This is a genomic window from Mesorhizobium subarcticum, from assembly GCF_055456085.1.
The window spans coordinates 314,265-340,273 of record NZ_CM144237.1 but is presented as its reverse complement, the minus strand read 5'-3'; the positions used below and the strand labels follow the sequence as shown (position 1 = coordinate 340,273).

Annotated in this window: 20 protein-coding genes and 1 tRNA gene; 11 read left to right on the top strand and 10 right to left on the bottom strand. The window is 62.4% G+C overall.

The features are described 5' to 3' along the window. Window position 1 precedes the first annotated feature (1 nt). The 3 genes from ACZYHG_RS01595 to ACZYHG_RS01585 all read right to left on the bottom strand — a co-directional run bounded on the left by ACZYHG_RS01595 (window position 2) and on the right by ACZYHG_RS01585 (window position 2,200). Window positions 2-433, bottom strand: coding sequence for a DUF2948 family protein (locus tag ACZYHG_RS01595; protein ID WP_027062862.1), 432 nt, complete (start codon window positions 431-433; stop codon window positions 2-4). 168 nt (window positions 434-601) lie between these two features. Next, on the bottom strand, window positions 602-1,894 hold the full coding sequence (murA, locus tag ACZYHG_RS01590) for a UDP-N-acetylglucosamine 1-carboxyvinyltransferase (protein ID WP_464612254.1): 1,293 nt from the start codon (window positions 1,892-1,894) through the stop codon (window positions 602-604). Between the two features lie 129 nt (window positions 1,895-2,023). Beyond that, window positions 2,024-2,200, bottom strand: a complete 177-nt coding sequence (locus tag ACZYHG_RS01585) for a hypothetical protein (protein ID WP_464612253.1) — start codon at window positions 2,198-2,200, stop codon at window positions 2,024-2,026. A 160-nt stretch (window positions 2,201-2,360) separates the two neighbouring features. On the opposite strand from ACZYHG_RS01585, the gene ACZYHG_RS01580 reads away from it, so the two are divergent. From ACZYHG_RS01580 to ACZYHG_RS01550, 7 genes are all read left to right on the top strand, one after another. After that, a tRNA-Thr gene (locus ACZYHG_RS01580) sits at window positions 2,361-2,435 on the top strand. Between the two features lie 300 nt (window positions 2,436-2,735). Continuing rightward, a complete protein-coding gene (locus ACZYHG_RS01575; protein WP_464612252.1) occupies window positions 2,736-3,074 on the top strand; it encodes a hypothetical protein in 339 nt (112 codons plus the stop codon). Window positions 3,075-3,238: 164 nt separating this feature from the next. Next, window positions 3,239-4,381 carry a hypothetical protein gene (locus ACZYHG_RS01570; protein WP_464612251.1) on the top strand — a complete coding sequence of 381 codons (1,143 nt, stop codon included), beginning with the start codon at window positions 3,239-3,241 and terminating at the stop codon, window positions 4,379-4,381. Between the two features lie 212 nt (window positions 4,382-4,593). Next, window positions 4,594-6,240: a peptidoglycan L,D-endopeptidase MepK gene (locus ACZYHG_RS01565; RefSeq protein WP_464612250.1), complete on the top strand. Its 1,647-nt coding sequence runs from the start codon at window positions 4,594-4,596 to the stop codon at window positions 6,238-6,240. Between the two features lie 185 nt (window positions 6,241-6,425). Beyond that, complete coding sequence (locus tag ACZYHG_RS01560; protein WP_464612249.1) at window positions 6,426-10,289, top strand: caspase family protein; 3,864 nt, start codon at window positions 6,426-6,428, stop codon at window positions 10,287-10,289. A 176-nt stretch (window positions 10,290-10,465) separates the two neighbouring features. Further along, window positions 10,466-14,272 (top strand): methionine synthase, encoded by a 3,807-nt coding sequence (gene metH / locus ACZYHG_RS01555; protein ID WP_464612248.1) that lies wholly within the window; start codon window positions 10,466-10,468, stop codon window positions 14,270-14,272. A 124-nt stretch (window positions 14,273-14,396) separates the two neighbouring features. Beyond that, entirely contained in the window at window positions 14,397-15,827 is a 1,431-nt protein-coding gene (locus ACZYHG_RS01550) for a cryptochrome/photolyase family protein (RefSeq protein ID WP_464612247.1), read from the top strand. A 149-nt stretch (window positions 15,828-15,976) separates the two neighbouring features. On the opposite strand, the gene ACZYHG_RS01545 is transcribed toward ACZYHG_RS01550, so the two are convergent. Continuing rightward, the gene (locus tag ACZYHG_RS01545; protein WP_464612246.1) at window positions 15,977-16,381 is read right to left on the bottom strand and encodes a VOC family protein; all 405 of its coding nucleotides are present in this window, start codon (window positions 16,379-16,381) and stop codon (window positions 15,977-15,979) included. Window positions 16,382-16,483: 102 nt separating this feature from the next. Here ACZYHG_RS01545 and ACZYHG_RS01540 point away from each other — a divergent pair, with 102 nt between their 5' ends. From ACZYHG_RS01540 to ACZYHG_RS01530, 3 genes are all read left to right on the top strand, one after another. Continuing rightward, on the top strand, window positions 16,484-16,780 hold the full coding sequence (locus tag ACZYHG_RS01540) for a TetR/AcrR family transcriptional regulator (RefSeq protein ID WP_464614853.1): 297 nt from the start codon (window positions 16,484-16,486) through the stop codon (window positions 16,778-16,780). After that, complete coding sequence (locus ACZYHG_RS01535; RefSeq protein ID WP_464612245.1) at window positions 16,744-17,118, top strand: TetR/AcrR family transcriptional regulator C-terminal domain-containing protein; 375 nt, start codon at window positions 16,744-16,746, stop codon at window positions 17,116-17,118. The genes ACZYHG_RS01540 and ACZYHG_RS01535 overlap by 37 nt, the downstream gene beginning before the upstream one ends. Before the next feature lie 197 nt (window positions 17,119-17,315). After that, a complete protein-coding gene (locus ACZYHG_RS01530; protein WP_464612244.1) occupies window positions 17,316-18,710 on the top strand; it encodes a multicopper oxidase family protein in 1,395 nt (464 codons plus the stop codon). 37 nt (window positions 18,711-18,747) lie between these two features. Here ACZYHG_RS01530 and ACZYHG_RS01525 read toward each other — a convergent pair whose 3' ends face one another. The 3 genes from ACZYHG_RS01525 to ACZYHG_RS01515 form a co-directional block, all read right to left on the bottom strand. Further along, a complete protein-coding gene (locus ACZYHG_RS01525; protein WP_464612243.1) occupies window positions 18,748-19,035 on the bottom strand; it encodes a PTS sugar transporter subunit IIB in 288 nt (95 codons plus the stop codon). Window positions 19,036-19,052: 17 nt separating this feature from the next. Next, entirely contained in the window at window positions 19,053-19,517 is a 465-nt protein-coding gene (locus ACZYHG_RS01520; protein WP_464612242.1) for a PTS sugar transporter subunit IIA, read from the bottom strand. Between the two features lie 70 nt (window positions 19,518-19,587). Further along, window positions 19,588-20,991 carry a PTS galactitol transporter subunit IIC gene (locus ACZYHG_RS01515; protein ID WP_464612241.1) on the bottom strand — a complete coding sequence of 468 codons (1,404 nt, stop codon included), beginning with the start codon at window positions 20,989-20,991 and terminating at the stop codon, window positions 19,588-19,590. A gap of 345 nt (window positions 20,992-21,336) precedes the next feature. On the opposite strand from ACZYHG_RS01515, the gene ACZYHG_RS01510 reads away from it, so the two are divergent. Beyond that, a complete protein-coding gene (locus ACZYHG_RS01510) occupies window positions 21,337-22,653 on the top strand; it encodes an NAD(P)H-dependent oxidoreductase (protein ID WP_464612240.1) in 1,317 nt (438 codons plus the stop codon). Between the two features lie 3 nt (window positions 22,654-22,656). On the opposite strand, the gene proC is transcribed toward ACZYHG_RS01510, so the two are convergent. The 3 genes from proC to ACZYHG_RS01495 are packed head-to-tail and all read right to left on the bottom strand — an operon-like array spanning window position 22,657 to window position 25,846. Beyond that, window positions 22,657-23,472 (bottom strand): pyrroline-5-carboxylate reductase, encoded by an 816-nt coding sequence (gene proC, locus ACZYHG_RS01505; protein WP_464612239.1) that lies wholly within the window; start codon window positions 23,470-23,472, stop codon window positions 22,657-22,659. 60 nt (window positions 23,473-23,532) lie between these two features. Beyond that, a complete protein-coding gene (locus tag ACZYHG_RS01500; protein WP_464612238.1) occupies window positions 23,533-24,879 on the bottom strand; it encodes an O-antigen ligase family protein in 1,347 nt (448 codons plus the stop codon). After that, the gene (locus ACZYHG_RS01495) at window positions 24,848-25,846 is read right to left on the bottom strand and encodes a glycosyltransferase family 2 protein (protein ID WP_464612237.1); all 999 of its coding nucleotides are present in this window, start codon (window positions 25,844-25,846) and stop codon (window positions 24,848-24,850) included. The genes ACZYHG_RS01500 and ACZYHG_RS01495 overlap by 32 nt, the downstream gene beginning before the upstream one ends. Window positions 25,847-26,009 lie beyond the last annotated feature (163 nt).

Below are 26,009 nucleotides of genomic sequence, written 5' to 3'. Positions count from 1 at the left end.
CTCAGCCCTTGTGGATGGGCCGTGACGTGGCTTCCCACGCACCGCCTATGTCAGCAAGACGGGCTTCGATGCACTCGACATCGAGCATGATGGTGCCGCCGCCTGAAAAGATAAGCTCGACGATGCCGGCCGGCTTGCTGATCTCGATGAAGCTGATCGCCAGCAGCGATAGCACTTCGGCCGGCTTGTCGCGCGGAATCCCGTTAGTCTTGGCGCCCAGCACCCGGTCGAAATGCAGCACGGCCTGGCGCCGCTCATTGTGCTGGCGAAACAGGCCCGATTTGGCCTCCCAGACGAAACGGTTCATGGTCAGCACGAAACGCTTGGCCGAAGGCAGGTACTCGAGGTCGCTGACTTTCAGCACGGCGTCCTGGACATGAGCCGAAACGATGCTCAGATCCTGGTCGTCGAGTGCGATGAGTTTGAGGGCCATGCGGATTTCGTGCCTAAGGTTGGTTTCAGCCTTCTGTTAGGCGGTCTTTCCGGCCGGTGCAACCGCGACACGACTTCCGCCCGAGGCAATCGCCTCGGGTTTACCGTCCTGGCAGGGGGATAAATGCCGTACGGGCAGTCTTCATCAGAAGCTGCTGCCGTCCGATCGTTACGCCGAAATACGCTCGATCACCGCGCCGCAGTTGGACAGCTTTTCTTCCAGCCGCTCGAAGCCGCGGTCGAGATGGTAGACGCGGTTGACCGTGGTCTCGCCTTCGGCCGCGAGGCCGGCGATGACCAGCGACACCGAAGCGCGAAGATCGGTCGCCATAACCGGTGCGCCTTTCAGCTTCGGCACGCCGTCAACGATTGCCGTCTGGCCCGAAAGCGTGATGTGGGCGCCGAGCCGGGCCAGTTCCTGCACATGCATGAAGCGGTTTTCGAAGATCGTCTCGGTGATCCGCGACTTGCCCTTGGCCATGGTCATCAGGCCCATGAACTGCGCCTGCAGATCGGTCGGGAAGGCCGGGAAGGGCGCCGTCGTCACGTCCACCGGCGAAATGCCGGCGCCGTTGCGCCTGACGCGGATGCCGGAATTGGTCGGCGTGATCTCCGCACCCGTCTGCGCAATCACGTCCAGTGCGGTCTGCAACAGTTCAGGCCGTGCGCCTTCGAGCACGACGTCGCCGCCGGTCATGGCGACGGCCATGGCATAAGTGCCGGTCTCGATGCGGTCTGGGATGACGCGCACGCGCGCGCCCGACAGCGATTCGACGCCATCGATGGTGATGGTCGGCGTGCCGGCGCCATAAATCTTCGCGCCCATGGCGTTGAGGCATTCGGCGAGGTTGACGATCTCGGGCTCGCAGGCGGCGTTTTCCAGCACCGTCTCGCCCTTGGCCAGCGAGGCCGCCATCATCAACACATGGGTGGCGCCGACCGAGACTTTCGGGAACACGTAGCGGTTGCCGACAAGCCGGCCGTTCCTGGTCTTAGCAATGACGTAGCCGGTGTCGACATCGATATCGGCGCCCAGCACCTGCAGGCCTTCGAGGAACAGGTCGACCGGGCGCGTGCCGATGGCGCAGCCGCCGGGCAGCGATACCTTGGCCTCGCCCATGCGGGCCAGCAGCGGCCCAATCACCCAGAACGAGGCGCGCATCTTCGACACCAATTCGTAAGGCGCGGTGGTGTCGACAATGTTGCGGGCGGAGAAATTGATAGTACGCGAATAGCCCTCATTCTGCTTCTCGCGGCGGCCATTGACCGAATAATCGACGCCGTGATTGCCCAGGATGCGGATCAGCTGCTCGACATCGGCCAGATGCGGCACGTTTTCCAGCGTCAGCGTGTCGTCGGTCAAAAGCGAGGCGATCATCAAGGGCAAAGCGGCGTTTTTGGCGCCCGAAATCGGAATGCTTCCGGAGAGCTTGTTGCCCCCGACAATTCTGATGCGATCCATTAGAGAACGTCCCTCTCGGCCAGAAAAGGCCGGTTCAATCGTTTGAGTATCGGCCCGTCTAGACCATTGGCCAATATGGTTCAAGAAATAGGATTTCGCCCACCCCGGTCCAAGAGTGGCCGATTTGAGTTAATCTTTTTGTATTTCCTTTGCCGAGCCGAGCCCGTCGGGCCGCTGGTCGGCTTCACCTGTGCGGCGCGAACGCGACTGCGCCTTGCGCTTCTGCAAATTGGCGCGCAGCTGCTTTGCGAGCCGGTCCTTGCGGCCGGTGCCGCCCTGTTTCACTGGATTTGTCTTGTCGCTCATCGTCCCGTCCCGGCCGGCGACCGGCCAAACGCCATTCAGGCATAGCCAACATTGTGGCGCCGCCATGTCATTAAAAGCGATCCGGCAAAGGCTTTCACAGAAGCGTTGCACTTGGCCTTGCGCTTGCCGGTTCGATATGGCAGAAGCCCCGCCATCAGCGGCTGCGGTAGCTCAGTGGTAGAGCACTCCCTTGGTAAGGGAGAGGTCGAGAGTTCAATCCTCTCTCGCAGCACCAGATTCTCTAAACCATGTCTCGCACGGTCGTTTTTTCTTTCCGGCACTGATCTGCACACGAAGGCGCGACACGGCACCTCGTGGAATTTTAGGGGACGGTGTTCCCCTTGCGTTTCCGAGTCGGGAACAAATCAGCCTGCGTGATTTCCTTTGAAACAGCGACGCGGGCATAGCCCGCTGCCGACTTCTCATCCTTCCACCGGCTTGTTCCATTTGCATGGTTGGGAGGAACGAATTTCCAGACCAGGGCTTTCCTTCCGGTGCGCTTCGTTGTGCGTAGCTCGTCCTTTGGAGAACCGATATGCCGATTAAAAATGTGGTTGCGACGTCAGTAATTCTGGGGCTGCTGACCGGAACCTGCATTGCGCAGACGGCCGACGACCCAGCGATTTCTGCCTGCAAATCCACCGGACTGTTGGCACTTCAGGAGAAGTCCAAGGACATCAGCGACCTCGTTATCGACATGGAGAGCGTCGCGATGAGCAAGGCCGACACAACTGTTGGCGACGTTCCCATCAAAATGGTCATCTTGGGCGAAGCCTACATCGCTAGAAGCGGCAAAACCGGAGCGCCAGACCGCTTTGTTTGCTTGGTCGGGGACAAAGGTAAAGTTTTGCTGACATTTTTCACGGCCAAGTGAAAGCCACAGCTTGCGGCAACCAACTGCCGATCCATTGAAATATATATATATAGCTGATCCCGGTAATCCATCCTCGCCCGCTGCCCTGCCTCAGGGCGGCGGCATCCTCACTTGCCGTGCGCCTAGGTCGAAGGGTAAATAGACGATCACAGGGGGAGGGTAACATGGCACTTCACCTTTCGGCGGATGCCCCGATTTCAGTCACGGCCGCGCCGCAAAAATATCTCTTTGGCCCGTTCATCGACTTTTTCATGCTTGGTGGCAGCGCGCTTGTCATCCTGCCGGTGCTGTATTTCCTGCCGCTCCGGTACGAAGCCGCAGTGACGCTGACGATGTTCCTGCTCTCGCATCTTATAAACCAGCCGCACTTCGGTCATTCGTACCAGATCTTCTATCGCAATTTCGCGCGCAAGGTGCGCGGTGACGGCTATAGCAGGAGCCTCCAGATCCGATACGTCATCGCGGGCATTGTCGTCCCGCTGGCCATGATTGCCTTCTTTGCCTATGGCTCGCTGACGGGGAACGCCCGGCTGCTCGGCAATGCAACCAATGCGATGGGCTTTTTCGTCGGCTGGCACTACGTCAAGCAAGGCTACGGCATGCTGATGGTTGACGCGGTGCTGAAGCGCAGATTCTTCAGCGATCAGGACAAGAAGGTGCTGCTGTTCAACGGCTATGCCGTGTGGCTGTTCGCATGGCTGCAGACGAATGTGGTGATCACCGAAAGGCAGTTCTGGGGCCTGGAGTATTACACTTTCGCCGTCCCGCCATGGCTCATCACCATCGCCATGTCGATCGCCGCCGCCTCCTCGGCGGCAACCGCGGTGATGTTCATCAATCGCTGGCGCAAGCACGGTGGGGCGCTGCCCTACAACGGCGTCGTCGCCTACATCGTGTCCCTTTATGCCTGGATCCTGTTCGTGACGCTGAACCCGCTCTGGCTGCTCGTGGTGCCGGCACTCCACTCCTTGCAGTACCTGGCGGTGGTCTGGCGCTACCAGACCAATGTCGAGCGCGACCGTGCGGATGCCGTCGAGCGGCCGGGATTGAAGATCCTGTCCATGCTTGGACCGCTCTACAGGCTGCGCGTGCTGGCCTTCATCGTCGTCGGCGCAATTCTTGGAGCGCTGGGTTTCTGGCTGGTGCCAATGATGCTGATCGACCTGGTTCCCTACGACAAACAGGTGCTCGGCTCGTCGCTTTTCCTGTTCATCGCCTGGATATTCATCAACGTGCACCACTACTTCCTGGACAATGTGATGTGGCGGCGCGGCAATCCGGAAGTCTCGAAATATCTGTTCCGTTGAAGCGATCGGTTGAGTCGATTCCAGCCAACCGCACTGCGGCAAGGCCCCGCGCGGACACGATTCATTAACCAAGATGCTGTTCATCGACAGGATGGATGCCCGTCTCTGGTCAGGCCTGCCAGGTCGGGCCCCTTGTCGGTTGGGCTTCAAAAAGAAGGCTCCACATCCGGCGAGGACGTCAAATCGCCCGAAACAGAAACAATGTGCAAGGCATGAACGTGATTGAAAGCGAGCAGAACGCGCCTGGCGCCTCTCATCATTGGACATGGTTGCCGGCCATCATGGTTGCGTTGCTTTGCCTGTGCGTCACCAGCGCGTCCGCCGAGACGCGCGCTTTGCGGATTCAACATCTCCATACGGGCGAGAAGGCCGAGATCGTCTTCAAGCGCAATGGCCGCTACGATCAGGCGGGATTGAAGAAGATCAATTTCATGCTGCGCGACTGGCGCCGCAACGAACCGACCAGGATGGATCCGCGCCTGCTCGACCTCGTCTGGCAGGCCTATCGGGCCAGTGGCTCGACGGCCTATATCCAAGTGGTCAGCGCCTATCGCTCGCCAGCGACGAACGCCATGCTGCGCGGCCGCTCGAAGGGCGTGGCGCGGGAAAGCCAGCACATGGTTGGCCGCGCGATGGATTTCTTCCTGCCGGATGTGCCGCTGAAGAAGCTGCGCGATATCGGCCTCAGGATGCAGGGCGGTGGCGTCGGCTATTACCCGACCTCCGGTTCGCCTTTCATTCATATGGACGTCGGCAATGTGCGGCACTGGCCGGGCATCAGCCGCCAGGAACTCGCCAGGGTCTTCCCGAACGGCAACACACTGCATGTGCCAAGCGACGGTAAACCGCTGCCCGGTTACGGACAGGCGTTTGCCGCTTATAAATCGCGCAAGGCGGCCGGCACGCCCAACATCGAACTGGCAAACGCCGACGGCGGCCAACGCAAGTCGCGTGGCCTGCTGGCGACGCTTCTGGGCCGCGGCGCGGACGAGGCGGATGATGTCGCGGATGCGGTGCCGGCGCCGCGCAAACCGGCGAAGTCGGTTGAACCGAGACAGGCCGGACAGGGCATTGCCATCGTGCCGCCGGAGACAGCCCAGCGAGCAGATATTCAGATGGTTTCCGTCGATCTGGCTGAACCGCTGGCTGAGCAAAAGAGTAAGACGCCCGAGGCGATCGTCATGGCGATGGCGCCCGCGGCCGTGCCTTTGCCGGCCTTCGCCCCACGCGCCGAGTCCACAGCCAGCATTGCGATCCCGCAAACCGCGCCGTTCACAATAGCCAGCGCGTCCACGGCGCGGGCCGAGCTGCCGATTGTGAAAACGGTAGCCAGTCCCGAAATACCCCTGGGCAAGACGGACACCGCTACAGCGAGCGTCGCGCCGGAGATGGTGGCGCTCAACGTCCCCTTGCCGACATGGCGGCCTGAAGGCCAGACGAGCCCGGCGCGTCAGCCGGAAGCAGCCAAATCCGCCGATGCTATCGGTGCCCTCCTGGCCATGCATCACCCTGACGGTGGTCTCGATGGACTGGCCGGCCAGCGAGTTGCCGTGCCTGCATCGAAGTCAGAAGATCGCGTCAGGACCAGCCCGAAGGCCGACCGTGTCCAGCCACGTCTCGATCCCGAGACCACCGCCGTCATTGTGCCGGCCGTGTTGACAGGTCGACCGGTTGAGGCAGGTCGCGGCATTGCCGGCGGAACCGGGCCGACAACGGCGCCTGTCGTTGCCGCCAATTTCATCCGCACGGCGCCGGAGCAAGTCTATCTCGATGGTTTCCAGCCGCGGGGACAGACGTCGGATCACCGCCGCTTCACCGGCTCCGCGGTCAAGTTCCTGCCTATCGCCAGCTTCAAATAAGGCCGCTGACGCACCCGTTCGGCCCGGCGTAGAGATGCAATGCGTTATATGGATGGCCGGGGCCGTATCTCGCGACAAGAACACCGTTCGTCCCGAGCCTTGCCACGCGCCGGCCATCATGATGCCATCTCCCTGGGGAAGATCGTATCTTGCGGGTTCCGGGGTGGGCGATGCGGATTGGGCGAATGACAGTCGAAAGGATGCGCATGTGCGTGGCGTTTGCCGCGGCGCTAGTGCTCTGCCTGTGCGTGCTGGTCCCGGCTCATGCCGAGGAGCCGAAGGCGCTGAAAGGCGTCGCGCTGATCATCGGCCAGTCCGACTACAAGCATGTCGGCAAACTGCCCAATCCCGAAAACGACGCCCGCGCCATCGAGGCGATGTTCGGCAAGCTCGGCTTCGAAACGACCGTCGCCACCAACCGCGATGCACGCAAATTGCGGCGCGATCTCGAAGGTTTCGTCGACGATGCCGAGGGCGCCGATGTCGCCGTCATCTATTATTCCGGCCATGGCATCGAGGCCGGCGGCGAGAATTTCCTGGTCCCTGTCGATGCCGATCTCTCGGCGCTCGACAATGCCGGCGAGAAGCTGGTGCCGCTGTCCTCGATCGTCGCCGAACTGAAGGCCAAGGTGCCGGTCACCATCCTGCTGCTCGATGCCTGCCGCAACGATCCGTTTCCGCCGGGCACGCTGCTCAAGCTGAACCCAGGCGAGGGCGGCAAGCCGATCGGCGCCGGCGGTCTCGGCGAAGCGCGCAGCGTCGTCGCCTTGAAGGGCACCGCGCCGGCCAACGGCTCGGCCGACGACAGCCTCGGCCAGGTCATCGGCTTTGCCGCCGAGCCCGGCAAGGTGGCGCTCGACGGCCCAGCCGACGGAAACAGCCCCTATGCGGCAGCGATCCTGCGCCACATCGACACGATGGGCGGCGAGGAGTTCGGCACCGTGCTGCGCATGATCGGCGAGGAGGTCTACCTCAAGACCAACGGCCAGCAGCGGCCGTGGGTCAATGAGAGCTTGCGCCGGCTGCTCTATTTCGGCACGCCGGCAGAAGCCCCGAAGGGCGACGAGGGCGACATCCTCACCGAGCGCCGCCAGTTGCTGCTCACCATCTCGACGCTGCCTGATCCGGAACGCCGCCAGATCGAAACCATCTCGCACGATGGGGGCGTGCCTATGGATGCGCTCTATGCCATGCTGAAGACGCTTGGCACCGACACGCCGAAGGACCCGGCCGAGCTCGACAAATTGCTGCGCGGCCAGACTGAGCGGCTGAAACAGGTGCTGGCCGAGCAGGCGGCCCTGAAGAGCCAGGACCCGGAGATCGTCCGGCTGTCGAAACTGGCCGACCAGGCGGTACGCGAAGGTGCGCTCGATGCCGCCAGGAAATTCCACGAACAGGCCAAGGCGCGCGTCGGCGAATTGGCAAACACGGTCGACAAGGCCGAAGCCGATCTCAAGGCGCGCCGGCTGGAGTTTGCGGAAGTCTTCGCCAGCAGCGCGAAAACCTACGAACTGTCTTTCGACTATCTGAAGGCCGCACAGGACTACGCCAAGGCCTATGATGAAGCGGAGAAATGGAGCGACGAGGACGCCTGGTTCTACAAGGCAGCGGAAGCCGAAGCGCTTTCCAATCAGGGCACGTTTTCCGGCGACAACGCATTTCTGCTTCAGGCCGTCACCGCCTATGAAAAGAGCCTGACCTATGTGTCGCGTGAAAAGACGCCGCGGAAATGGGCAGCCACCCAGAACAATCTTGCCACCAATCTCTCCAGGCTGGGCGAGCGCGAGGCCGGTCGCGAAAACCTCGACAAGGCGGCCGCCGCCTTCGAACAGGCGCTGACGGTCTACACCCGCGAGGCCTATCCCGACGATTGGGCGTCCACGTCAGGCAATCTCGGCACGGTGTATTGGCGGCTCGGTCAGCGCGAGACCGGCACAGCGTTGCTCGACAAGGCGGTCGCCACCTTCCGTGCGGCGCTTGAGGTTCAGGGGTCGAAGAAGGTTCCGCTTGAGTGGGCGGCGACCCAAAACAATCTCGGCATCGTGCTGTCGGAGCTCGGTGAGCGCGAGACGACCAGCGACAGTTTCCGTGCGGCCATCGAGGCGCATCGCGCCGCGTTGACGCAATACAGCCGTGATCGCGTGCCGCTCGACTGGGCGTTGAGCGAGGTCAATCTCGGAGCGGCGCTGTTTCGCCTCGGCTCGCGCGAGAAGGATGTCACGACGCTCGAGCAGTCTGTCGTCGCCTACCAGTCGGCGACGGAGGAAATGACCAGGGAACGCGCACCGGCGCAATGGGCGACGATCCAGAACAATATGAGCTCGGCGCTGGAGACGATCGGCGAGATCAATGGTGACATCCCGACGCTGCAGCATGCGAGCGAAGCCGCGGAAGCGGCCCTCACCGTGTGGACACGCGAACATGCGCCGGCAAGCTGGGCCAACGGCCAACTGACGCTTGGCAATGCGTTGCAGCGCCTCGGTGCAAAGCAGGACGACACGGCGACGTTGCTCAAATCGGTGTCTGCCTATGAGGCAGCACTCTCGGAATATCCGCGTGAAAAGCTGCCGCTCGACTGGGCTTCGCTGCAGCAGAATCTGGGCTCCGCCTATGCCTCGCTCGGCGAGCGTGATGCGGGAATTGACTATCTGCAGAAATCGGCAACCGCCTATCGCAGCGCATCGCAAGTTTACACGGCTACAGCCGCGCCCACCGAGTTCGCTTCCATCGAGCACAGTCTCGGCAGCACGCTGTCAACCTGGGGCGACCGCGCCGGCGACAGAGCGGTGCTCGAACAGGCGGTCGCCGCCTATAACGCCGCGCTGACTGTGCGGACCAAGGACAACGCCCCGAAAGACTGGGCGAAGACGCAGTACCGGCTGGGCGCGGCGCTTTCCATGTTGGGCAAATCCAGCGCCGGCCCGACCGAAGCGCTTGAACGCTCGGTGACGGCCTATCGGGCGGCGCTCGAAGTGCAGACCCGCGACAGCGATCCCGACGCCTGGGCGGCGACGCAATGGGGACTGGGCCACGTTCTCCTGGTACTGGGCGACCGGGTGCAGGACGGCGCCGATTTCAGCCAGTCGGTGACGGCGCTCGAAGCGGCTTTGCCCTTCTACGATCTTGCCAGCGTGCCGCAAGACCATGCCCAACTGCAGAACGATCTCGGCAGCGCCTATTATTACCTTGCCGGTTCGAGCAATGATCCGTCGCTCTACCAGAAGGCGGCGACCGCGCATGAAGCAGCGCTTGCCGTCTATGCCACGCTGCCGGACCGCACGCTGTGGGCTTCGGTCGAAAGCGATCTCGGCAATGTGCGCATGATGCAGGCGAGTGCCGCTTCCGATCCGGACATCATGGCGAAGTCCGTTCAGGCCTATGAGGCAGCGCTGACGGTGACGACCCGCGACAAGGATGCCGAGGACTGGGTTCGCAATCAGTCCAACCTCGCCAGCGCCCTGTCATCGCTGGGATACTGGCGCAACGATGTCGCCTTGCTGAAGCGTTCGGCCGGCATCTACCGCAGTATACAAGGCGTACGCACCCGTGATCGTGCACCGGAGCAATGGGCGCGCACGCAAGGCGATTTCGCCAGGGTGCTCAGCATGATTGGTGAGAAGGCGCCGGAACCCGCGGTGTTCGACGAGGCGATCGCCGTCAACCGGGCGCTGGCCGACGAGGTTGGCCGCGATCGCGATCCCGATCGCTGGGCGAGCCTACAGAACGAGGTCGGCTATGCCCTGACGATGGCTGGCCGTTCGGAAAACAACGTCGCCCGTTTCGAGGAAGCGGTGCCGATCCTGCGCGAGGCGATCGCCGTACAGAAGAAGATCAATTCGGTGCCGGCCGTCGCCTTCACCGAAGACAGCCTTTGTGACGTGCTGACCGATCTGGGCACCGCCCGTAAGGACAAGGCGCTGGCCCAGGAGGCGATCGCCGCCTGCCAGGACGCGCTGGTCATCTTCAGGGACCGCAAGATGGACGATCTCACCGCCGGCTCCGAGAAGAACCTTGCCGAGGCACAAGCCTTGCTGGCCGACTTGCACTGACGCTGGAGCGCTGCGTGTCCAGGTGGACGTGCAGAGGACGCCCCGGCAAAGGGCGTTTTTGACGTCTGTTGCTCTGGCACCTGCAATGGCCCGTGAGTCCGTCTAGCGAGAAGCATATATTGACATAAAGATATCCTTATGTGACATGATAATGCCTGTCGCCAAAGGGATAAAAAATGTCGCAGAATTCTGCATCGCTGGCGTTGTTTGGCCCCGTCGCGGCCAAGCCCGACGGCTCCGAAGTGCTTGCGGCGCTCACCGCGGCGGCGCGCGAACGTATTCTCATTCTTGACGGCGCCATGGGCACGCAGATCCAGGGGCTTGGCTTCGACGAAGACCATTTTCGCGGCGAGGTCTTCGCCGGCTGCGCCTGCCATCAGCAGGGAAACAACGACCTGCTGATCCTGACGCAGCCCGCCGCGATCGAGGAAATCCACTACCAGTACGCCATTGCAGGCGCGGATATTCTCGAGACCAATACCTTTTCGTCGACCTCGATCGCCCAGGCCGATTACGGCATGGAGGATGCCGTCTACGCGCTGAATCGCGACGGCGCGCGGCTGGTCAGACGCGCCGCCATTCGTGCGGAGCAGGAAGACGGCAAGCGCCGTTTCGTCGCCGGCGCGCTGGGGCCGACCAACCGCACCGCCTCGATGTCGCCTGATGTCAACAATCCCGGCTACCGCGCCGTGACCTTCGACGAGTTGCGCCTGGCCTATGGCGAGCAGCTGCGCGGCCTGATCGACGGCGGCGCCGACATCATCCTGATCGAGACCATCTTCGACACGCTGAACGCCAAGGCGGCGATCTTCGCCTGCAACGAGATCTTCATCGAGAAGGGCGTGCATCTGCCGGTGATGATTTCCGGCACCATCACCGATCTTTCCGGCCGCACCCTGTCTGGCCAGACGCCGACGGCCTTCTGGCATTCGGTGCGTCATGCCAGCCCGTTCACCATCGGCCTCAACTGCGCGCTCGGCGCCAACGCCATGCGCGCGCACCTGGCCGAAATATCTGATGTCGCCGACACCTTTGTCTGCGCCTATCCGAATGCCGGCCTGCCCAATGAATTCGGCCGCTACGACGAGAGCCCGGAATTCATGGCCGCGCAGATCGAGGATTTTGCGCGGGAAGGGCTGGTCAATGTCGTCGGCGGTTGCTGTGGCTCGACGCCGGAGCACATCCGCGCCATCGCCGAGGCGGTGAAAAAATATTCGCCTCGCGCCATTCCCGAGATCGAGCGCAAGATGCGCCTTTCCGGGCTGGAGCCATTCACGCTGACTGACGAAATTCCCTTCGTCAATGTTGGCGAGCGAACCAACGTCACCGGCTCGGCCAAGTTCCGAAAACTGATCACCGCGGGCGATTATGTCCCGGCGCTCGACGTGGCGCGCGACCAGGTCGCCAATGGCGCCCAGATCATCGACATCAACATGGATGAGGGACTGATCGACTCCAAGAAGGCGATGGTCGAGTACCTCAACCTGATAGCCGCCGAGCCTGACATCGCGCGTGTCCCGGTCATGGTCGACTCCTCGAAATGGGACATCATCGAGGCCGGCCTGAAATGCGTGCAGGGCAAGCCGCTGGTCAATTCCATCTCGATGAAGGAAGGCGAGGAAGCATTCCTGCATCATGCCAGGCTGGTGCGCGCCTATGGCGCGGCGGTGGTCGTCATGGCCTTCGACGAGGCCGGCCAGGCCGACACCAAAGCGCGCAAGGTCGAGATCTGCACCCGCGCCTATAAATTGCTCACCGAACAGGCAGGCTTCCCGCCCGAGGACATCGTCTTCGACCCCAACGTTTTCGCCGTCGCCACCGGCATCGAGGAGCATGACAATTACGGCGTCGATTTCATCGAGGCCACCGGCGAGATCACCTCGACACTGCCGCATGTCCACATTTCCGGCGGCGTGTCGAACTTGTCCTTCTCGTTCCGTGGCAACGAGCCGGTGCGCGAAGCCATGCACGCGGTGTTCCTCTACCATGCCATCCAGCGCGGCATGGACATGGGCATCGTCAATGCCGGTCAGCTTGCCGTCTATGACACGATCGAGCCGGAGCTGCGCGAAGCCTGCGAGGATGTCGTGCTCAACCGCGCGCCCAGGGCCGGCGGCACCGCCACCGAGCGCATGCTGGAGATAGCCGAGCGCTTCAAGGGCACAGCCGGCAAGGAGGGCAGGGAGCGCGATCTCGCCTGGCGCGAATGGACGGTCGAGCAGCGGATTTCGCATGCGCTGGTCAACGGCATCACCGAATTCATCGACGCCGACACCGAGGAAGCGCGGCTCGTCGCCGAGCGCCCACTGCATGTCATCGAAGGCCCGCTGATGGCCGGCATGAATGTCGTCGGCGACCTGTTCGGCGCCGGAAAAATGTTCCTGCCGCAAGTGGTGAAGTCGGCGCGTGTGATGAAGCAGGCGGTGGCCGGGCTGCTGCCACATATGGAGGCGGAAAAGCTAGCCAACGCCGCCAATGGCATCGACAATGGCGAGCGCCAGACGGCTGGAAAAATCCTGATGGCGACAGTGAAGGGCGATGTCCATGACATCGGTAAGAACATCGTCGGCGTGGTTTTGGCCTGCAACAATTACGAGATCATCGATCTTGGCGTCATGGTGCCCGCGGCGAAAATCCTGCAGACGGCGCGCGAGCAGAATGTCGACATCATTGGGCTTTCCGGCCTGATCACGCCGTCGCTGGATGAGATGGTGCACATGGCCGCCGAAATGGAGCGCGAGGGCTTCGACATCCCGCTTTTGATCGGCGGCGCGACGACCAGCCGCGTGCATACAGCGGTGAAAATCCATCCGCGCTACAGCAAGGGGCAGACGGTCTACGTCACCGACGCCAGCCGGGCAGTGGGCGTGGTCTCGGCGTTGTTGTCCAACGACAGCAAGGCGGATTACGTCGACGCGGTGCGGGCCGAGTACAAGAAGGTCGCCGACGCGCATGCCCGCTCGGAGGCCGACAAGCAGCGGCTGCCGCTGGCCAAAGCGAGGGCAAATGCGCACAAAGTCGACTGGTCGGCTTACGATCCGCCAAAGCCGTCCTTCACCGGCGTAAAAGTGTTCGAGAACTGGGACCTGACGGAGCTCTCCCGCTATATCGACTGGACGCCGTTCTTCCAGACTTGGGAGTTGAAGGGCCGCTATCCCAAAATCCTCGAGGATGAGGCGCAGGGACCCGCCGCGCGCCAGCTGTTCGAGGATGCGCAGGCGATGCTGAAGAAGATCATCGCGGAAAAATGGTTCGCGCCGCGCGGCGTCATCGGCTTCTGGCCGGCCAATGCTGTCGGCGACGACATTAGGTTGTTCGCGGACGAGGGGCGCTCGCAGGAGCTGGCGACCTTCTTCACGCTGCGCCAGCAGCTGACCAAGCGCGACGGCAAGGCCAATGTCGCACTGTCGGATTTCGTCGCGCCTGCTGATGGCGGCAAGTCTGACTATATCGGCGGCTTTATCGTCACCGCCGGCATCGAGGAAGTGGCGATATCAGAGCGTTTCGAGCGGGCCAACGACGATTATTCCTCGATCATGGTCAAGGCGCTGGCCGATCGTTTTGCCGAGGCCTTCGCCGAACATATGCACGAGAAAGTGCGCAAGGAATTCTGGGGCTACGCGGCCGACGAGAAGCTAGCGCCGGACGAACTGATCGGCGAGCCCTATCGCGGCATCCGCCCGGCACCCGGCTACCCGGCGCAGCCGGACCACACCGAGAAGGCGACATTGTTCCGGCTGCTCGATGGCGAGCGCAATGCCGGCGTGAGCCTCACCGAAAGCTACGCGATGTGGCCGGGCTCGTCCGTGTCCGGCATCTATCTCTCGCATCCCGAAAGCTATTATTTCGGCGTCGCCAAGGTCGAGCGCGACCAGGTCGAGGATTATGCCCGTCGCAAGGACATGCCCTTGGCCGAGGTCGAGCGCTGGCTCGGCCCGATCCTCAACTATGTGCCCGTGCACTTAGCCGAGGCGGCGGAGTAGGCGTTTGTCGCCCTTAAAAGGCATACTCGGCTCTTGCCTTTAACGACCTTAACCTAATTTGATCGAAAGTATGGTCGGCGTCGGTCCGCAGGGACGCCTTATGGACCGCGCCGGAGTCTGCTGCATGACAGATAGTGAAGCCCCGATCCTCGTCTTGTTTCGCAACGATCTTCGGGTCCGCGATAACCGCGCTCTTTCGGCGGCCGCCGCGACTGGCAGGCCTGTCGTCCCGCTGTTCATCCTCGACGGGGAGGCAAAGCTGACGCGTCGCAAGGGCGGTGCCAGCCGTTGGTGGCTACACCATTCGCTTCATGCGCTCGCGCGAGACATCGAGGCATTGGGCGCGCGACTTATCCTTCGGCAAGGCTCGACCGAGACGATCGTCTCCGACGCCATCGGCACGACAAAGGCCGCTTCGGTGTTCTGGAACCGTCGCTATGCGCCGGCCGACATCGAAACCGACAAGGCCATGATGGCGAAGCTGCGCAAGGATGGCTTCGTGGCGGAGAGTTTCGACGGTTTCCTGCTGCATGAGCCATCGCGGCTTCGGACGCAGTCGGGCGATTTCTACAAGGTGTTCACGCCATTCTACCGGAAGCTGGCTGATCTCGAACATCGCGATCCGGTCGATGCGCCGGATAGGCTCGCCGGCTGGAATGGAAAACTCCACGCCGATCCGCTCGATGCGTTCGGGCTCCTGCCGAAAAATCCGGATTGGTCGGGCGGACTTGCCAAACGCTGGCAGCCTGGCGAGCAGGGGGCGCGGCAGCAGCTCGAAACATTTATCGAAGACCGCCTCGATGGCTATGCCGAGGGCCGCGACTTTCCCGGCGAGGACGCTACGTCTTGCCTCTCGCCGCATCTCGCGCATGGCGAGATCACGCCATTCCAGATCATGGCCGCCGTCAGCTGCAAGCGCTCAGGCGATGCCGACACCTTCAGGAAGGAACTCGGCTGGCGCGAGTTCTCCTATCATCTCCTGTTCAATCTGCCCAAGCTTCACAGCGAAAACATCCGCGAGGAATTCGATGCGTTCAAATGGCAGGCTGCCGCGGCCGAACTGAAGGCGTGGCAGCATGGACTGACCGGCTATCCCATCGTCGATGCTGGTCTGCGCGAGCTCTGGCAAACCGGCTATATGCACAATCGCGTCCGCATGATCGCGGCTTCGTTCCTGATCAAGGACCTGCTGATCGACTGGCGCGAGGGTGAGAAATGGTTCTGGGACACGCTGGTCGATGCAGATGCCGCCAGCAACCCCGCGAGCTGGCAGTGGGTTGCGGGATCGGGCGCCGACGCGGCCCCTTACTTCCGCATCTTCAATCCCGTGCTGCAGGGCGAGAAGTTTGATCCTAAGGGCACCTATGTCCGCCAATACGTCCCGGAACTCGCCAAGCTGCCCGACAAATATCTTCATCGCCCGTGGGAGGCGCCGGCCGATGTCATGCGGCAGTCTGGTCTGACACTTGGAAGGGACTACCCGCGCCCTATTGTGGACCATGCCATGGCGAGGGACAGGGCATTGGCGGCCTATCGCAGCGCGCGGGGGCAGTGATGTTCATTTGGGCGGAGCGCGACCAGGTCGAGAACCATGCGCAGCCGTGGCGTCTGAGTGGCGATGTCGCCGCTTGCTCGGCATAGAAGCGACAGGCAGCGCCAATCGCTCCTTTCGCCAGTGTTTCCACGCGGCTTTACTCAGACAGCCTACTGCATCGCGGCGGGATTCATCCACAAAAACTCCCACACGTAACCGTCCGGATCCTCGATGTGGCGATTGAACATGAAGCCGAGGTCCTGCGCCGGGTTGGGATCGGCGCGGCCGCCTGCCGTTACGCCCTTCTCGATGACCGCATTGACCTCGTCCTTGCTGTCGACGGTAAGTGCGATCAGCATCTGGCTGTCCCGCTTGGCGTCGCCGATCGGGCGGGCTGTGAACTGGCCGTAATGCTGATGGGTCAGCAACATGACCCCGATCGCGTCGGAGAACATGATCGAGCTGGCCTGGTCGTTCGAGAATTGCGGGTTCAGCGTGCCGCCGATCGCGAGATAGAACTTGGTAGCCGCTTGCAGATCGCGCACCGGCAGATTGAGGAAGATCATTTTGCTCATCGGCTCAAACCTTGCTTTCGTTGACGGGTACTAGTCAGTCTAGTACTGTGGCAATGGCTATCACGCGGGAACGGTACCGTCTAGTACTGATTGAAGGGCGCTATGGAAAATAATAGTGAAACCAGGTCGGCCCGCAAGGATCGGGAAATCATCGAAGCGGCCACGGCGGCGTTCATCGCCAAGGGTTATGACGGAACCAGCATGGAGGAAATCGCTACCAAGGCGGGGGCTTCCAAGCAGACCGTCTACAAGCATTTCAAGGACAAGGAGACGCTTTTCACCGAAGTCGTCGAGTTCGACCGCCAGCCAGACCAACGACATTGTCGAGTTCTGTCACCATGCTGCTTTCCGAGGCGAAATTCATGGAGGGCGGCCTGCAGCAGCTCGCCCGACGCATGACAACGACGCTGATGGACGACGAGCTGCTGCAGCTGCGGCGTCTGATTATCGCCAATGCGGATCGGATGCCGCAGCTTGGCCGCAGCTGGTACGAAAAAGGCTTTGAGCGCATGCTGGCCTCGGTGGCTTCATGTTTTCAAAAGCTCACCAGTCGGGGCCTGCTGCAGACCAGCGATCCCCGTTTGGCGGCCAGTCATCTCTTCGGAATGCTGCTCTGGATCCCCATGAACGAAGCCATGTTCACCGGACGCAACCCGCGCTCGAAGGCCGACCTTGAGCGGCATGCCGATGCTTCTGTCGAAGCCTTCCTTGCCGCCTATGGGGTGCGGTCGAAATAGTCACGCGCCGTCCGCCAGCGATCCGTCTTGCGGTCGATTGCCCGTCCGCGACTGTCGCCTTTTGCGGCGTCGCTTCCTGTGAACGGCTGCGAGGCATCGGGATGCGGTGTGCCAACATTGGCATTTGCATCGCCGGCTCGCGCATGATCCAAGGCGGCGGTAGAGTCCGGGTACTCGTCCTCGCAATTGGAGCTTGAATGACCGTGTTTACACGCCGCAGGCTCTTGAAAACCGCCGCCGTCGCTGGTGTCAGCGGTGTCGGACTTGCCGCGATCGGCAGGCTTGGCAGTCTGGCCGCAGCCACGCCGGAGCCGCTGGTGCTGCAGACGGCGAAAGTCCATGCGAAGCTGATGGATGTCGGCGCGACCAACAATGTGCTGACCTATGGCAACGCCGGAATGCCGCCGGTGCTGCGGATGAAAAAGGGTGAGCCGTTCGCCGCGCGCCTGGTCAATGCCATCGACGATCCGACGACCATCCACTGGCACGGCATTCGCGTTCCAAACAAGATGGATGGCGTGCCCTTCCTGGTCCAACCTTACGTCTACACCGGCGATCATTTCGACTACGCCTTCACCCCGCCGGACGCCGGTACCTTCTGGTATCACCCGCATTGCAACACGCTGGAGCAGATGGGGCACGGCCTGACCGGCGTGATCGTGGTCGAGAACCCCAGCGATCCGAAATTCGACGCCGAATTCGTCCTCAATCTTCGCGACTGGCGTCTTGGCGACGATGGCCAATTCATCGACCAGTTCCGGCCGCGCGATGCCGCGAGGACCGGCACCTACGGCACGGTGCGCACCGCCAACTGGCTTGATCAACCGCAATATGACGCGCCGGCCGGCGGGCTGGTGCGGCTGCGCGTCGCCATCACCGATGTCACCCGCATCTATGCCTTTCGCGTCGACGGTGCGGAGGCGATCGTTATGGCGCTGGATGGCAATCCGGTGCCGGAGCGTTTTTCGCCCGATGCCTTGCTGCTCGGACCCGGCCAGCGCATGGAGCTTGCCATCCGCATGCCCAACCAAGAGGGCGCGATCGTCAGCCTCCGGGACGTCAGGGGCACCAAGCCCAAAATCCTGGCAAACCTACGCGCGACCGGCAGCTCCCTCAAGCGAGACATTCGTGACGTTGCGCCACTGGAACTGAATCCGGTGGCGGAAGTGGATCTGACCGCTGCGCAACATATCTCCTTGGCACTCAGTGCCACGGCCGAAAACGTTCCGAGCGACGGTATCTGTGGTTCACTCGGCTACAGCTTCTGGGCGATCAACAAGGTGCCGTGGCCGGGCGATACTCCGGACCCGACAGCACCGTTGGCCGAGCTGAAGCTCGGCAAGAGCTATGTCATCGACATGGAGAATCTCACGCCGCAATCGCATCCAATGCACCTGCACGGCATGAGCTTCAAGGTGCTGTCATCCTCGACGCTGCCCGTTCAGCCGCTGATCTCGGACACCTATCTCATCCAGCCCAACGAGAAGGTTCAGCTCGGCTTCGTCGCGGACAATCCCGGCGACTGGCTGCTGCATTGCCACATCATCGAGCACCAGAAATCGGGCATGACGAGCTACGTCAGGGTGGCCTGAGGCCACACTCCGCCGCCAGAGCAGCTTCGTTCAGGACCTACTTGCGCAGCTGCGCTTCGATCTCGTCGAGCACCTTGTCCTTGCCGATGCCGGTGAGGAAGGCGAGGCCTTTGATGACCGGCTTGGTCACTGAGGCCGAGATCGGGGTGGTGGAGACGATGAAGTCGACGCTGTCGGCTAGCCCCGGCACTTCGGTGGCCTTTGCCTGCTGCGCGTTGAAGGTGAGGCCGCGGTTCTTCATCGCCTCGGTGACCGCGACATTGACCGCCGTCGAGGTGGCTATGCCCGTGCCGCAGGCAAAGAGAATTGTTTTCTGTCTGGACATCTCTTGCTCCTCCTTGGTTATCCGCCGAGCACGGCACGCACGTCGTCAAGCGTCCTGGCCGACCTCAAGCCGTCCAATGCCTCTGGATTCTGGATGGTGGCCATGACGGACTGCAGCGCTTCAATCTGCTTGTCCTTGTCATTGATGGCAAGCAGGAAGACGAAGCCGACAGGCAGCTTCTCGTCGGGGTCTTCCATGTTGGCGAAGGTCACGGGCCGCTTCAGCGTGCCCATCGCAATGCCGGGCTTCAGCACATGCTCCGGGTCGGTATGCGGCACCGCGACATTGTCGGCACGTTCCAGCGGCAGCCCTGTCGGGATGGTCATTTCGCGGCGCACGACCGCGTCGGCATAGGAGCTTTTGACATAGCCAAGGCTCTCAAGCCGGCCAGCCAGGATGCGGATGATCTCCTCATTGGTCGAGGCATCGGAACCGAGCACGATCGCCTCTTGATCCAGAAGCTGCATGAGGCCGTCGGACATGTTCTGCTCCGTTACAGATCGTGCACCCGGAGGGGCGCACGATCGTTTTGCATTGAAGGCCCGATACGGTTCAGGCGTTGCCTTCGGCCGGCTCGTCCTCGGCGCCCGCTGCCCGCTCCCAGCCGAGCGGGTTGCGGCGGTAGAGGACGAACAGGGCTGCGATGACCACGGCGATCACGATGATGCCGGCAAGGCCAAGTCCCATGGCTTCGATGATCACATAGGGCACCCACAGGAAGCCGTCGACCACCGAGGTGATCTGCAGCGCGTCCGCCGGCAGCTTGAAGCCCGAAGCGACGGCCGCACTGGTGAACAGCGGCGCCAGTGCGTTGGCGACATAGAAGCCGATGGCCAGCGTCACCGTGCCGATCACCACCATGCGGAACACATTGCCTTTGACCAGCGGCGCAGTCATGGCGACGATGAAGGGGATGACCGCGAGGTCGGCGAACAGGATGACGCGGTTGCCGGGCAGTATGATGGACAGGATGATCGCGATCGGCACCAGGATCAGAGACGACGAGATCGCGGCGGGATGGCCGATGAGGATCGCCGAGTCGAGACCGACGAGAAGTTCGCGGTCGCCGGTGCGCTTGCGCACGAATTCCTGTGCGGCGTCGGAAACCGGGATCAGCCCTTCCATCAGGATCTTCACCATGCGCGGCAGGAGCAGCATCACGGCGGCCAGCGTCATGCCGGTGCCCAGCACCTTGGCCAGCACCACGCTGAGATCACCCGCATTGTAGAAAGCGATCGCGCCAAGGACGAGGCCGATGATGAGGCCCATCACGACAGGCTCGCCGAACACGCCGAACCTGCGCTCGATCGTATCGGTGTTGATGTTGATGCGGTTGATGCCGGGAATGCGATCCATGATCCAGTTGAGCACAATGGCGATCGGCAGGATCTGCGCCGAAGCGAGATGCGGCACCGAGATGCCGGGCACGCCGTAGAATTGCTGCACGGCGCGCGCCGACCAGTCGGCGAACAGCAAGGACAGCGCCGCGACAAGCGCGGCGACGGCGATGCCATAGGCCAGATTGTCGGTGGCGGCCACGACGAGCGAGCCGACAAAGGCGAAGTGCCAGAAATTCCAGACGTCGACATTGAGGGTTCGCGTCATGCGCGTCAGCAGCAGCACGATGTTGACCAGAATGCCGACCGGAATGACCCACAGGCCAACCGACGAGCCGAAGGCGATCGCCGCTGCCGAAGGCCAGCCGACATCGATGATGTCGCGGTGAATACCAGTGTTGGTGACAATAGCCTTGGCAACGTCGCCGATCGACGTGACCATCAGGCCAAGCACCAGATTGATGCCGATGAAGGCGACGCCGATGGTGACTGCGGCGCGAAAAGCCTTGCTGACCTTGGCGCCCAAAACCACGGCAATAATAAAAATGACGATCGGCAGCAGGATCGTCGGTCCAAGCGTGTCGATGGCCCCTTTGAGGCCCGCGAGAATTGTATCCATTCTTCCTCCCCTGGAGCCCCGAGTCTATGCCTCGCAATGCTCCTTGATCTCATCCAACGCCTCTGCCGCCACCTCGGCGCAAAGGCACTCCCCAGATTGCCGCGAGACGAATGCCCCTCCGAGCGGTCGTCCTGTGAACATTTGCCTTTTTCAGCAAACGAATGTTTTATTGGGGCTGTTCACAGCAATGTCAATCGGCGACCCTTTGGGCCAATCGGCCAGGGCGAAGCCGCTTTTCCCGGGGCATTTTCGCCGGGAATCGCCGCCCGCGAGCGGTTTCATTGGCACACGCGACCGGTCCCTGCTAATCCGGCCGCAAATCAAGAAGTTGTGGACATCTCCCGCATGACCAATGTCGCCTTGACCGGCCTTGCCCGCGATCTCGCCAAGCGTGCCGCCGAGGGCCGTCCCGTCCGCATTGGCGTCATTGGCTCTGGCGAAATGGGCACCGACCTGGTCACGCAAGGCATGCTGATGCCCGGCATTTCGGTTTGCGCCGTCTCGACACGGCGCCCGCACACCGCGCGCGAAGCCATCCGTATCGCCTATGGCGACGAAGCCATGGTGGTCGAAGCCGACACTCCATCGAAAGTCACCGCGGCCATCGAGGCGGGAAAAATCGCCATTACCTCCAATGAGATGCTGGTCACCAATCCTCTCATCGACGTCGTCATCGACGCCACCGGCAAACCTGGTGTCGCCGCCGATTTCTGCCTGTCGGCGATGGAGCATGGCAAGCATCTGGTGATGATGAATGTCGAGGCCGACGTCACCATCGGCTGTTATCTCAAGCAGCAGGCCGACCGGCTTGGCGTCGTCTATTCGGTCGGCGCCGGGGACGAGCCCTCCAGCTGCATGGAGCTGATCGAGTTCGCCTCCGCACTCGGCCTGACCATCGTCTCGGCCGGAAAGGGCAAGAACAACCCGCTCAATCATGACGCCGTGCCCGACGACTATCGCGAGGAAGCGATCCGCCGCAACATGAACCCGCGCATGCTGGTCGAGTTCGTCGACGGCTCGAAAACCATGGTCGAGATGTGCGCCATCGCCAACGCCACCGGCCTGGTGCCCGACGTGCCCGGCATGCACGGCCCGAAGGCCGACCGCGACGACCTCGTCAAGGTGCTGATCCCGCGCGCGGATGGCGGGCTGTTGTTGAAAAAGGGCGTTGTCGATTATACGATCGGCAAGGGTGTTGCGCCAGGTGTCTTCGTCATCGTCGAGGCGACGCACCCGCGCATCATCGAGCGCATGGACGATTTGCATATCGGCCATGGTCCCTACTACAGCCTGTTTCGGCCATACCATCTGACCTCGCTGGAAGTACCGCTGACCGCCGCCCGCATCGTGCTGTTCGGCAAGCCTGATATGGTGCCGCTGCCACGGCCGGTCGCCGAAGTATGCGCCGTCGCCAAGCGTGACCTGACCGCCGGCGAAACCTTCGATGCCATCGGCGAGACCTGCTACCGCTCCTGGACGATGACCGTCGGCGAGGCCCGCGCCCAGCGCGCCGTGCCGGTCGGCCTGCTCGAGGGCGGCAAGGTGTTGAAACCGGTCAGGAAAGGCGAGTTGCTTACCGCCGGCAATGCAGCGCCCGACCCGACGACGAGGCTGTTCGCCTTGCGCCGGCTGCAGGACGAGATGCTGTACGGAGCGGGTTGAGACTTATTTCCCCAGCTCGATTGACCGCAGCCGCGCCGCCTCAACCGCATCGGTGAGCAGATTGGTCAGCCGATCCTCGCCCATCAGCACGGCAAGGGCCGCAGCCGTCGTGCCGTTCGGGCTGGTCACCTGCTGGCGCAGCACGCTCGGTTCCTCCTGGCTTTCGGCGGCGAGCGAGGCTGCACCGTAGACCGTCTGCATGGCGAGCAGCCTGGCGGTCGGCGTCGGCAGGCCGGCCTTTTCGGCGGCGACGGTCAGTGCTTCGATGAAATGGAAGATATAGGCCGGCCCCGATCCCGACACAGCGGTCACTGCGTCCATCAGGCCCTCATCGTCGATGGTGGCCACTTCACCGCTGGCCGACAAAAGGTCGGCGACGAAGCGCTTGGTATCATCAGAGACTAGCGGGTTGGAAAACACCACCATCATGCCCTTGCCGATAGAAGCAGGCGTGTTGGGCATGCAGCGCACAACCGGCGCGCGACTGCCTAGGATTTCTTCGAAGGTTGAGACCGGCGTGCCGGCGGCGATGCTGACAAAGGTCGTGCGCCCATCGCCGAAGCGCTTGTAGGCGGCCGTTACCTCGCGGATCACCTGCGGCTTCACCGCGATGACGACGAGATCAGGCACGGCGTCACCTGGAATATCGCCGGCATCAGCAGCTATGGCAGAGCCGAGTGCGGCGGCCCGCTGGCGCAGATCGGCATTGGGCTCGACCACGAAAACCGTCGACGGTGCAAGCTTGCCGGATTTCAACCAGCCCGAGAGCATGGCGTAACCCATATTGCCGCAGCCGGCGAGAAGAAGCCTGATCGTCATTGGAGCCCTCCAAAAGCAGGCCCCTCCCATAGACGTTCAGGTCCAGCCGGGGAAGCCCTGTCAGGCCGGGTGGGAAGATCGCGAATCGCGATCGGAGCCACGCACCGCGATCGGCCGCAGCGACACTTGCCTCAGGCCAAGCACACCGAGCACGAAGAACAGCCAGACAGGGTCGCCACGATGGAAGAAGAAGCTTTCCAGGAAAGCATTGAGCGCGGTGAACAGCACGACCATCATGAAGAAGTCACCGAGAAAGATGTTTTCCCTGCGCAGCGGGATACGCATGTAGTCGCGCAGCGGCGCGATGAGGAAGGTATAGACCGCTACGCAAAGGGCGGGAATGCCCATCAGCACGGCGATGTCGAGATAGCCGTCATGGCCGTGCACGATGGTCCGGATGTCCCAGGGCCGGTCGAAGGGCTGATCCTGGTTGAGCAGCAGCGGCGTGCCCCAGAAGCTTTCATAGCCGTAACCCGTCCATGGCTTCTTCGCCAGCATCGAGCCGGCGAACTCCCACAGCGTCGTGCGGCCGGTATAGGTCATGTCGGGAAAATAGATCGCCGCCAGATGCTTCACCGGTGGCAGGAAGACGATGCCCAGCGTGCCGACCGCCGTGGCGATGATCGCCAGAGCAAACAGGATCGGCGTGCCGAGCCGCATGCCCATCAGGCTCGGCAGCACCACAATCAGGATCGAGAACGGCACCAGGCCGGCCGTCGTCTTGGAGCCGGTGTGCAGCATGAAGATCATCGCCGCGCAAAAGATTGCCGCGCCCCACCAACGTTGCCCGCGGCGATAGAGGTAAAGGCCGGCGAAGCTGAAGCAGGCCATGATCGGGCCGGCGATGTTCTTGTGGGTGAACACGCCGCGCCACAGGCCCGCATGTTCGGGCTCCTGTGAATCGGCCGTGTGCAGCGCTTCGTGTGGAAAGACGATGAGGCCGACATAGGAAAGGCCCATGACCACCACAGCGGTGAAGATGATGACCTTGGAGATGGCCTCTGCATCGCGCGGCAAGACAAGGATCGTCGCCATCGTCAGGATGCCGATCATGGTAAAGGACGCGGCACGCATGGCTGAAGGCGGGTCGGTCGCAAGCACCACCGACAGGAAGAAGAAACCCAGCATCAGCACCCAGGACGGGCTCAGGATTGAGCGCACGACGCGCGGATCGGCGAAGGCCATCAGCGAGAAGATCGAAATGCCGCCGAGCGCGCCGAAGCCGAGCTGGTTGACGATGTCGCCGCCGTCGCCTGTGAGCTCGGCACCGCCCGGCTGGAACGGCCGGAACGACACCATGATGACGGTGAACAGCAGTGCGGCAATGGCAGTCGCCACGCCATCGCGCGTGAACGCGTCGCTGAGCGGGGCGCGCTCAGTTTTTCTCAGGCTGACGATACTGCTCATTGGCATATCCGAATTCGGCCATCACGCGGCCCAGTGCCACATGGACGGGATAGATGGCGATTGCCGGCGACCCGGTCCGCGCCAGCCGGATCAGGCCGCGAAACGGCGAGGCGGCCAGCAACGCCAGGCTCTTCGCGAACACCTTGGCGCCGGCGAATGGCGTGCCGGCACGCTTCTTCTTCTCGACCAGTGTCGAGATCACGCCGTTGCGCAGGCTGCGAGCCCGGATCCAGTCGGCTTCGATACGCCGCGCCGGGACGGTCTCTTGCACCGTGGCCTCGGCGCACCAGCCGAGCACAAAGCCCTTCTGCGCCGAGCGGCTGAGAAAGTCGGAATCACCGCCGCCCATGAAATTGAATTTGAGATCGAGGAAAGGTGGCCCCATAGCGATCAGCACGTTGCGCCCGACCAGGAGATTGCCGGACGAATAGAGCGCCGGCACCCGTCCCGTCTCCCGGTAGGGCGGCGCAAAGACGGGATGTCGCGCCCATTGCGCATGGGCGGGATCGGCAAAGATGGGCACCTGCGGGCCGCCAACAATGTCGGCGCCAAGCGTTTCCGCAGCCGAGCACATCCGCTCCAGCCAGTGCGGGTCGGCGATCTCGTCATCGTCGATGACCAGCAGATGCCTGAAGTTCGGGAAGTGCAGGATCGCTGTCTGCCAGCCGGCATTGTAGGCGCTGCAATTGCCACGCTGATGCGCGATGATGACCATGCCCGGCATACCGCCGCGCTCGAACAGCGGCAACACCGCTTTGGCGCCTTCACGCGCCTCGGCTTCGTTCTCCATGACGATGACGGCAAAGCGCCGGCCGGTCCGCTGCGCGCTGAGCGATGCCAGCGTTTCCAGCACTTGTTCGGGTCGCTTGAACGTCGGCAAGGTGACGACCACTTCGACAGCCTCCACGTCAAGCCGGGGAGACCGTCCAGCAATCGATACCGAACCATCCGATGGCAAAGGGATCATCCGTCTCCAGCCGCGTCGTGAGTTGGGTTCTGGTAGCACCACGGTGATAAGGTTTCGTTAATCACCTTGCACGGAGAAGCCCGGCAGACACGGGCTTTCGGCATTGGATTGTGCTCGCTTAATCAAGGGTTCACCGCGCTTTGCTACCGGCTACACCAATGGA